Below are 6,922 nucleotides of genomic sequence, written 5' to 3' on the forward strand. Positions count from 1 at the left end.
GGCCGTGAGTCGCAAGCAGCAGCTGCACCGGCCGGGGCCGCAGCCGGGCCCGCCCGCCGACGACACCGGATGCTCCATCCTGCACGTGGACATGGACGCCTTCTTCGTCAGCGTCGAGCTGCTGGAACGGCCGGAGCTGCGGGGCCGCCCCGTCATCGTGGGAGGCGCGGGGCCGCGCGGGGTGGTGTCGGCGGCGTCCTACGAGGCCCGCCGGTTCGGCGTGCACTCGGCGATGCCGATGACCCGGGCGCGGCGGCTGTGCCCGCGGGCGGTCGTCCTGCCGGTGAGCCACGGCAAGTACTCCCGCGTGTCCGCGGCGGTGTTCGAGATCTTCCGCTCCGTCACGCCGCTGGTGGAGGGCCTGTCGCTGGACGAGGCGTTCCTCGACGTGGCGGGCGCCGGGCGGCGGCTCGGCCGGCCCGCCGTGATCGCGGAGATGATCCGGGAGCAGGTCCGGGACCAGCAGGGGATCACCTGCTCGGTCGGCGTCGCGAGCACCAAGTTCATCGCCAAGCTGGCCTCGACGCTGTGCAAACCCGACGGGCTGCTCGTCGTCCCCGCGGACGGCGCCGTCGACCTGCTCCACCCGCTGCCCGTCGCGTCCCTCTGGGGCGTCGGGGAGCGGACGGAGCAGGCGCTGACCCGCCTGGGGCTGCGGACCGTCGGGCAGCTCGCTCAGGTGCCGCTGAGCACGCTGCAGCGGGAGCTGGGCAACGCGCTGGGCGCCCATCTGCACGAGCTGGCCTGGGGCCGCGACCCCCGCGAGGTCGTCCCCCACACGCCCGACAAGAGCATCGGCGCCGAGGAGACGTTCGACACCGACATCGACGACCCGGAGGTCATCCGCCGGGAGCTGCTGCGGCTCTCGGAGAAGGTCGGCGCGAGGCTGCGCGAGAGCGGGAACGCCGGTCGGACGGTGAGCGTCAAACTGCGGATGGCGAGCTTCAAGACGATCACGCGGGCGCGGACGCTGGACGAGCCGACCGATCTCGCCCGTGTGATCTATATCACAGCCTGCGCCCTCTATGAGGGCGCGGGGCTGGATCGGGTACGTCTCCGACTGGTCGGGGTCCGGGTGGAGAACCTGGGTCCCGCCGGCGAGGCCCCCCGTCAGCTCGCCCTGGACGAGCCGGAAAGCGGCTGGCGTGAGGCCGAGCGTGCCATGGATCAGGTCGCTCACCGGTTCGGTCGCGGTGCGGTCCGCCCCGCCGCGCTCGTCCGGCGTGCAGCCGATGGTGACGGACGTGACGGCAGGGACGGAAGACAATGAAAGATGGCTGTGAGGTGACCGGCGCCGGGCCCTCGGCGGGCCGTTCGCTTTCGTACGCTCGACAGTGCTCGTATTCTGGGCATATCACCGTTGAGGTTCGCGTCCTGCATCGGATACCCCGCCGTGGGGCTGTCGTTGGGAGGTGCCGTGCCGCTCTCTGAGCACGAGCAGCGCATGCTCGAACAGATCGAATCGGCTTTGTACGCCGAGGATCCCAAGTTCGCTCACGCGGTTCGCTCGACCAACCCTCAGGTCCACTACAAGCGCCGGATCGTCAAGGCCGCCTTCGGCTTCGTCGTGGGCGTCTGCACCCTGATGGCCGGTCTTGTGATCAACGCGGGCACCGCCACCATCGCGGTCAGCGTGACCGGCTTCCTCCTCATGGTGGTGAGCTGCGTCTGGGCGCTGACGAGCTGGAAGCGGATGACGGGCGTCGGAGACGAGGCCGCGCCCCCGCAGGGCGGTGACGGCCGGCAGGCCGACCCCGCCAAGCCCGCCAAGGCGGGTTTCATGGAACGCATGGAAGAGCGCTGGCGCCGCCGCACCGAAGGCGACTGACCCGCCGCTCTCCGTTCGTCCCGGTCCGCCGCGCGGGCCGGGACGAACGCGTGCCCGGGGATGATCCCCCGGGCACCTGCGGCTACTTGCGGCGCAGCCGGGCGGGCAGGTCGTTCAGGCGGGCGGTGACGTCCAGCACCCGGCCGGTGGCCGAATGGAACGTGTCCCGCGTCTGCGCCAACGTGGAGGGCGGCAGCAGCCGGGCGCGCCACCGGGTCCGGCGGCCCACCGACGCAGCGAACGCCTCGCGGACCGTGCGGACGTCGGCCCGCAGCCGCTCCGGCGGGTCGGGGGAGCGGGACAGGGAGTAGCGGGCCAGCTCCTCGGCGCGGGCGACGCGGGTGAGAGCCCGCGCGCCCGCCGCGTCCAGTTCCAGCAGCTCGCCCAGGCGGCGTGCGGTGGCGCGCGGGGAGTCGCTGGAGCGCCATTCGAGCCCGTGGTCGAGCGCGTCGGCGCGCAGCTCCCGCCACGCGGCGTGCGCGGCGCCCGCGGCATCGGGCGCACCCGACCGGTCGGCCGCCCCGGGCGGGCGCCCCGGCGGCCGCCCGGCCGCCGGGCGGTCCTCCGGGCCGGGCGGCGCCGTCAGCGCCGCCCAGCGGCGGCGCCTGGTGTAGAGGCGCAGGGCCATCGGGACGGCCATCAGCAGCAGGACCAGCAGTCCGCCCGCCAGCCACGGCGTCGCGGAGAACCCGTCATCCTCGCCGTCCTCGGGCGCGGCGGCGCCTTCGGGGCCGGTGTCGCCCCGGTGCTGCGGGCCGGCGGTGGGCGCGGCGGCGTCGTCCTCGGCCTGCGACGACGACTCCGGCGCCGGCGCGGTGTCGCTCTCGGGGCCGCCGCCGCTGATCGCGGGCAGGCTGTAGCCGGGGGCGTCGGCGGTGCCCTGGCCGGCCGCGCCCGCCGGCGTCGGCTCGAACCGCACCCAGCCGCTGCCCTGGAAGTACAGCTCCGGCCAGGCGTGCGCGTCGCGCGAGCGGACGACCCACTCGCCTGGCCTGACCTCGCTACCCGGCGTGTAGCCCATCGCGACACGGGACGGGATGCCGAGGATCCGCGCCATCAGCGCCATCGACGCGGCGTACTGCTCGCAGTAGCCGCGCTTGCTGTGCAGGAGGAAGTCGACGAGGTCGCTGCCGTGCTGCGGCGCCGGCGCGGACAGGTCATAGGTGAAGCCGCCGGTCTGGGTGAACCAGCGCTGCAGCTTCACCGCCTGCGACAGCGCCGTCCCCGACCCGTCGGTGACCTGCTGTGCGAGCTGCCTGATCTCCCGCGGGATGTTCCTGGGCACCGCCGTGTAGTGCGAGACGACGTCGGCCGGGTAGTCGCCGCCGGCGGCGAGCTGGCCGGACGTCGGCTCCGCGCGCAGGCTCTCGACGGTGTAGGAGCGCCCGCCCGCGGAGTCGCGCAGCGAGTAGACCATCAGCGACTGGTCGTGCACCCGCCAGTCGCCCTTGATCGACACGCTGGACGGGGCGTACGGCACCGGCAGGAACGTCATGTTCTTGACCTCGGGCCGCACCTCGACCGTGGTCGTCACCTCGCGGGTGTCGGCGACGGTCAGGCCCGGAGGCGGCGGGAGGTCGTCCCCGGTCAGCCGGTCCCTGGAGCTGCTCTTGAGGGGGCTGTAGGTCCACCGGTCGCCGTCGAACCGGTCGAGGGCGTACAGGCGCAGGTAGTCGGGCGCCTGCCGGTCGTCCGTCCGGTAGGTGAGGACGACCGAGTCGTCGAGCCGGGTCAGCTCCCGCTTCAGGCTGACCAGCGGATCGGGCGTGGTCACCGTCTGGGTGCCGCCGCCCTCGCCGCCGCCCAGCCCGAGCACGCCGCGAGGGTGCAGGCCCGGCACGGCCGCCGGCACCAGCACCGCGACGGCGACGGCGACGGCCGCGATCCGGCGGCCGCTCGCCGCGAGCGCCGCCGCGTCCAGCGAGGTGGCGGTGTCCTCCGGGCGGAACCCGGCGCCCGCCATGGGCACCTCGCGCTGGCGGCGGCGCGTGGTCACCGTCCGCCCCCAGCCGCCGAGCCGCTCGCGGGCGTCGGCCATCAGCAGCCCGAGGAAGCCCAGTGCCCCGACGCCGAACGCCAGCCAGCTGACACCGTCCTCGCGGACCGCGGCGGGCACGCTGTACATGGCCAGCAGCGGCAGCCCCGCCGGGGCGGTGCGGCGCAGCCGCACGGCCAGCAGGTCGACCAGGACCGCGACCAGCCCGACGCCTGCGGCGGCCATCATCGAGATGCCGGGCAGCAGCGGGACGGGCGCCGCGTACCGGTTGGCGGCCTGCCATCCGGCGTCGTTGAGGTCGGCGAGGCGGCCGATCGACTCCGGCGAGGGGATGACCGCCAGCCAGGCCGTGTCGGCCGCGTAGACCAGGTTGAGGTAGAGCAGCAGCGCGAGCAGGCCGAACAGCAGGTTGAACGGGGCCGGCAGCCGCAGCCGGCGCGACAGCAGCCCCCCGCCGGAGACGGCGAGCACCGCCCCGAGGCCCGCCCAGAACCAGCCGTGCTCCTCGAACAGGGGGTAGAGGCCGATCGAGCCGGCGAGCGTCGCCAGCGCCGCCATGACCGTCATCCGGATCCTCATGCGCCGTCCTTGACTGTGCCGTCCTCGACCGTGCCGTCCTTGACGAAGTCCTCGGCGCCCTGGCCGGCCTGCGCCCACGCCCCGGCCAGCTCCGCCGCCGACCGGATGATCACCACCCGCCAGCCGCCCGCGCGCAGCAGCCCGGCCGCCGTCCGCGCGGCCACCCGGCCACCGCCCGCCGGTGCCGCGCCCCCGCCGCGTCCGTGTCCCTCGACCAGCACCGCGACACCGGTCCCGGTACCGCGCCGCGCCACCGCGACCGACCGCGCCTCCTCGGCGGTCAGGACGCCGAACACCGCGATGACCAGCCCGCCGCCGTCGCGCTCCTCGCCCGGCCGGCCGCGCAGCGCCGCGAGCCCCGCCGACAGCGAAGCGCCCTTGGACCTGCGCGCCACCGCCAGGGTGTCCAGCAGCAGCCCCTCGAACCCCCCGTCGGCGGACGCGGTCGGCAGCGCCTCACCCGCGTCGGTGACGTAGCGCATGTTGATCCCGGTCTGGACGAGGTGGACGCCGATCGAGGCGGCGACCGACACCGCCTGCTCGAACGAGCCGGCGGCGCCGTCGCCCCAGTGCGCGGTGCGGCGGGTGTCGAAGAACAGCGTCCCGCTGCTCTGGAAGTGCTGCTCCTCGCGCCGCACCATCAGCTCGCCGTGCCGCGCCGTGGAACGCCAGTGCACGCGGCGCAGGTCGTCGCCGTGCCGGTACTCGCGCGGCGTCACGTCGTCCTCGCCCGCCGTGGAGACCGCCCGCGCGATGCTGTCGCCGCCGCCCGTCCACGCGCCGGTGAGCCGCTCGGGCGGCAGCGGGACGATCGTCGGCGTCACCGTGAGCGTGTCGGACAGGCTGAACGAGCGGACCAGCTCCACCATCCCGAACGGGTCGGCCAGCCGCACCGTCAGCGGGCCCACCCGGAAGCGCCCGCGCACGTCGGAGCGGATCCGGTAGCCGAGCTCGCGCTTGCCGTGCGGCTCGATCCGGTCCAGGACGAACCGGGCGCGCCCGCCGAGCGCGTAGGGGACCCGGTCCTCCACCATCAGCACCCCGCTCGGCAGCCGCGACACGTTCTCCAGCCGCAGGTCGACGCGGGCCTCGCGGCCGACCGGCAGCCGCGGCGGGTCGAGGCGCCGCGCGCACGCCAGCCGGTAGCGGGTCCGCGATACCGCCAGCGTGCACAGCAGCGGCAGCACCAGCACGAGCACGCCCGCGCGCAGCAGGTCGCGCTCGCCGAGCACGAAGGCGCAGACGATCGCGGTCCCGCCGGCGGCCACGAAGGACCGGCCGCGGGTGGTGAGTCCGGCCAGTGCTCGTCTCAAGGCTCGGCTCCGGTCAAAGCTCAGCTCCGGTCAAGGGTCGCTTCCGGGGGGAGGGCCGCTCGCGCGGGGACGGTCACTTCCGGGGGGACGGGACCGGCAGGCGCTTCACCAGGTCGGCGACGACCTGCTCGGGGCGGCGCCGCTCCACCTGAGCCTCGGCGGTGGGCAGCAGCCGGTGCGCGAGGACGGGGACGGCGAGTTCCTGGATGTCGTCGGGGACGACGTAGTCGCGGTCGTCGAGCGCCGCGTACGCCCGTGCGGCCCGCACCAGCTGCAGGGTCGCCCGCGGCGAGGCGCCGAGCCGCAGCTCGGGATGGGTGCGGGTCGCCGTGACAAGGTCGATCGCGTACTGGCGCACCGCGGGGGACACGTGCTGGCCGCGCACGACCGTGATGAGGTCGCGGACGTCGGCGGCGTGGGCGACCGGGGTGAGCCGCTCAAGGGGGGACACCTCGCCGTGGGTCTCCAGCATCTCCAGTTCCGCGGCCGGGTCGGGGTAGCCCATCGAGATCCGGGCGGTGAACCGGTCGCGCTGCGCCTCGGGCAGCGCGTAGGTGCCCTCCATCTCCACCGGGTTCTGGGTGGAGATGACCATGAACGGCGGCTCCAGCCCGTAGGTGGTGCCGTCGACCGTGACCTGGCGTTCCTCCATGCACTCCAGCAGCGCGGACTGGGTCTTCGGGGACGCGCGGTTGATCTCGTCGCCGACCACGATGTTGGCGAACACCGGGCCCGGCTTGAACTCGAACTCGCGAAGCTCCTGGTTGTAGGCGCTCACCCCGGTGATGTCGCTGGGCAGCAGGTCGGGCGTGAACTGCACGCGCCGCACGGAACAGTCGACCGAGCGCGCGAGCGCCTTGGCGAGCATCGTCTTGCCGACGCCGGGCACGTCCTCGATCAGCAGGTGCCCCTCCGCGAGCAGCACCGTCAGCGCGAGCCGCACCGCCGAGGGCTTGCCCTCGATCACCGACTCCACCGCGCTCCTGATCTTGCTCGCCACCTGGGCGAGGCCGTCGAGCCCCGGCCCCGTTTCCTCGCGCCCAGTGCCGCCGTGACGGGCTGGGCGGGATGCCGGGGGGTCGGTCTCCATGAACGACTCACCGTGCGTGCCTACTGCCACCAAACCCTCCTCAGCCGTCCGGTCGCGCGGTCGGCTCGAACGCCCCTTGCCGGGCCCGCCCCCGTTCCGGCGGACCGGTCCCACCG

Annotated in this window: 5 protein-coding genes; 2 read left to right on the forward strand and 3 right to left on the reverse strand. The window is 74.5% G+C overall.

Translation table 11 applies throughout. The features are described 5' to 3' along the window. Positions 1 to 4 precede the first annotated feature (4 nt). Both E1285_RS14450 and E1285_RS14455 read left to right on the forward strand, forming a co-directional pair. Positions 5 to 1,270: a DNA polymerase IV gene (locus E1285_RS14450; RefSeq protein WP_132152130.1), complete on the forward strand. Its 1,266-nt coding sequence runs from the start codon at positions 5 to 7 to the stop codon at positions 1,268 to 1,270. Positions 1,271 to 1,417: 147 nt separating this feature from the next. Continuing rightward, complete coding sequence (locus E1285_RS14455) at positions 1,418 to 1,828, forward strand: DUF3040 domain-containing protein (RefSeq protein ID WP_132152140.1); 411 nt, start codon at positions 1,418 to 1,420, stop codon at positions 1,826 to 1,828. Between the two features lie 82 nt (positions 1,829 to 1,910). On the opposite strand, the gene E1285_RS14460 is transcribed toward E1285_RS14455, so the two are convergent. The 3 genes from E1285_RS14460 to E1285_RS14470 form a co-directional block, all read right to left on the reverse strand. Then, positions 1,911 to 4,403 (reverse strand): transglutaminaseTgpA domain-containing protein, encoded by a 2,493-nt coding sequence (locus E1285_RS14460; RefSeq protein WP_243722779.1) that lies wholly within the window; start codon positions 4,401 to 4,403, stop codon positions 1,911 to 1,913. After that, positions 4,400 to 5,716 carry a DUF58 domain-containing protein gene (locus E1285_RS14465; RefSeq protein WP_132152132.1) on the reverse strand — a complete coding sequence of 439 codons (1,317 nt, stop codon included), beginning with the start codon at positions 5,714 to 5,716 and terminating at the stop codon, positions 4,400 to 4,402. Before E1285_RS14465 ends, E1285_RS14460 begins: the two co-directional genes overlap by 4 nt. Before the next feature lie 73 nt (positions 5,717 to 5,789). Next, positions 5,790 to 6,836 (reverse strand): MoxR family ATPase, encoded by a 1,047-nt coding sequence (locus tag E1285_RS14470; RefSeq protein WP_243722780.1) that lies wholly within the window; start codon positions 6,834 to 6,836, stop codon positions 5,790 to 5,792. Positions 6,837 to 6,922: the final 86 nt, after the last annotated feature.

Origin of the sequence: Actinomadura sp. 7K507 (genome assembly GCF_004348425.1) — a bacterium.
In the GTDB taxonomy this organism is placed as follows: domain Bacteria; phylum Actinomycetota; class Actinomycetes; order Streptosporangiales; family Streptosporangiaceae; genus Spirillospora.

What these genes read in the sequence shown, in the direction of transcription:
- E1285_RS14460 (WP_243722779.1), bottom strand. Translation starts at nt 4,403, where the DNA reads ATGAGGATCCGGATGACGGTCATGGCGGCGCTGGCGACGCTCGCCGGC.